The sequence below is a fragment of the Vibrio sp. Of7-15 genome (genome assembly GCF_022347565.1).
Taxonomy (GTDB): Bacteria; Pseudomonadota; Gammaproteobacteria; order Enterobacterales; family Vibrionaceae; genus NORP241.
Genome location: NZ_JAKRGH010000065.1, coordinates 1 through 2,191, shown reverse-complemented (window position 1 = coordinate 2,191; position 2,191 = coordinate 1). Strand labels below are relative to the sequence as shown.

At 39.2% G+C, this 2,191-nt stretch carries 2 protein-coding genes; one reads left to right on the top strand and one right to left on the bottom strand.

Annotated elements, in window-relative coordinates:
- Positions 1–266 (top strand): transposase (locus tag MHO82_RS25640; RefSeq protein ID WP_239189446.1); only part of this gene is annotated, 266 nt, incomplete at its 5' end.
- Positions 267–531: 265 nt separating this feature from the next.
- Here the strand turns inward: MHO82_RS25640 and MHO82_RS25635 are convergent.
- Positions 532–1,935, bottom strand: a complete 1,404-nt coding sequence (locus tag MHO82_RS25635; protein WP_239189444.1) for a hypothetical protein — start codon at positions 1,933–1,935, stop codon at positions 532–534.
- Between the last annotated feature and the right edge of the window lie 256 nt (positions 1,936–2,191).

The window sequence follows — 2,191 nt, the reverse complement described above, 5'->3', positions numbered from 1 at the left end:
TAACCCTAATTACGACTCAGCGTAAGAATATGAAGCCTAAGCAGCTTGCAGCATGGGATAGAGCTATGCTCTCGAAGCGCTTTATAATTGAGACAATTAACGATCAGTTAAAGAATATCTTTCAGATAGAGCACTCGCGCCATCGAAGTCTGCATGGGTTCATGCTAAATCTACTTGGCGGCTTGATTGCTTACTGTTTAAAGCCAGAAAAGCCATCGTTGAATATTACGCCTGTTGAAAAAGCAGGCCTAATGACAATGGCTTAAACCGATCTCAGGTTGATTAGTATGATGGTAAATCTGTTCGATCAGGTGCTTTATCGGCCTCATTGTTGAATGACAGATTAAGTACCCTGATGCCCCGCCATTTTCTGGTGTCAGTTTCTTAGATTGTGCGGTGACGAAGAACGGTCGTTTCATGAATGATCACGGGTATAGACATTATAAAAAATTAGAACCCCTATGCCTAAATAAGAAAAACAACCCTCGTGGAGGGCTGTTTTTATATCATAGACTCAATTTACAATATGTCTTAGTCATTTGATGTTTTTAACGGAATCGTTTTAATCACTTCCCTTGGATCAATGACCTCTTCAGAGAACGTCCCTGTTTGAACATTAAAAAATACTTGTTTTGATGTTCCATTGTTGTAGTTTATCAAAAACTTAACACCATCCATGTATTTAAGCGCGTTTACACTTGTGCTGTTTTGGAATAAGGCACTATCTGGGAATAAATCAGAGCCTAGCTCTTCAGCAGTAATCAAATCATAGTAAGCTAAATAAGGCTTATCTAAATCACTAAAATCAAAATTGACAACATAAGGATGGCCCCCAACCGTCACAACCAGAACATTCGTGCTAACAAGGCCATCATACCTTAGTGGCTGTCTCAATTGGAACTCTAAAGTATCTTTATCAATAAAGAAGATACCCACGTCTTTGCGTTCTGAGGTGAGATGCTCACCTATGTCAGCAGAAATAATGGCATGTGCACCATTTTGGATTTGTGCGATTTCTACAACATTATAGTTAATAACTCTGCTGTAAGGAGTAAATCTACCTACTGTTGCATTATTAGCCAGATCGTACGAATAATATAAACTATCGTATCTACCGCCTGCCGATATTACTTTATCATGCACTCGATAAAGGTTATACGCATTGGTATACCCATTTTTCTCAAAAGCTCCCCCTTTCTGACCAGTTAAAGCATCACCGCCCATGGTCATCACAGCAAAGGAGTTGCCATCTTTTGTCCATGAATCTTTCACCCTAGGCCTGATAGGGAAACTATTGGATCCATCAATAAAAGTTGTACCGTAAATACCTGTAAGATCATCAGGAGTACTTTCAGACCAAAGCGAAGTACCTTGCCAAGTAAATTCATCATTCACTGGCTTACGGTGGTTGATTACAATGTGCTCCCCACTAAAGGAGGGTTTAATCGCAACATTTGTACTTCCCGTACTTTGAATACACATAGGAGTAGCTTGCTCACTGTTATGCGGTAGTGCAATAACCGAACAGTCCTTAATGGCATTACCATCTTTATCAACCAGCCCCGAAAAAAAGCCATTCAGGACCAAGTAATTATTGGTGTTGACCATATCTTCAACCATACAATTTCCATCATTAATGGGTGTGAAGATTTTTTGCGTAGAATATCGCGGTGCACTTGTATCACTACTCCCCGACTCTTCTACCACTTTTACTAGCTGGTCACAGAAGTTACGATTGGTACTGATATTTTTTATATAACTACCAGCAGTGGTAATATTGTCTTTTTCCATAATGGAATAGGCGACAGCATTTTTAGTATCACCGATAAAGGCATTGTTGGTTGTACCAGCAGGGCTATTATCTGAACCGCCGCTATTACAGCCACTGATTGCCGTAAGGAACAAAAGAGGAATAGTTACTTTTTTACTAGCCATAGGGTTATTACTCTAATTATAAAGCCAACAAAACTACCAACTTATACTCTTAATTTCAATGGGTTATCAATATTCAAAGGTGGTTTTTATTAAAAGTGGAGGATAATCGGCCTATAGGCTTAAGGTAAGCCCTATATTTTGACTAGTTAACCTGAGTTCGGGATAAAAACTGAATGGAACTAAAGCTGGTTCTGCGATCAGATCTTTAGACCAAGAAGGATTTATCACAAAGGAACCAGCTATGCGTAAGTTAGTA